The organism is Pantoea sp. Fr+CA_20, from assembly GCF_024520835.1.
Classification (GTDB): domain Bacteria; phylum Pseudomonadota; class Gammaproteobacteria; order Enterobacterales; family Enterobacteriaceae; genus Pantoea; species Pantoea allii.
This window is the reverse complement of record NZ_JALNPN010000068.1, coordinates 1-216: the sequence shown is the minus strand read 5'-3', so window position 1 is coordinate 216 and position 216 is coordinate 1. Positions and strand designations below refer to the sequence as shown.

1 protein-coding gene is annotated in these 216 nt (G+C 57.4%); it reads left to right on the top strand.

The genetic code is table 11. From position 1 onward, the window contains the following. On the top strand, positions 1-216 hold a 216-nt coding region (locus NR177_RS23840; protein WP_256853807.1), incomplete at both ends, for an IS3 family transposase.

The window sequence follows — 216 nt, the reverse complement described above, 5'->3', positions numbered from 1 at the left end:
TCTGTCGCAACGTCGTGCCTGCAGACTCACAGGTTTGTCCCTGTCGACCTGCCGCTATGACGCTCAGCGTCCGGCGGCTGATGCCCATTTATCAGGGCGCATTACTGAACTGGCACTGGAGCGCAGGCGTTTTGGCTACCGCCGCATATGGCAGTTACTGCGCCGTGAAGGGCTTCTGGTTAATCACAAGCGCGTGTACCGCCTTTATCATCTGAA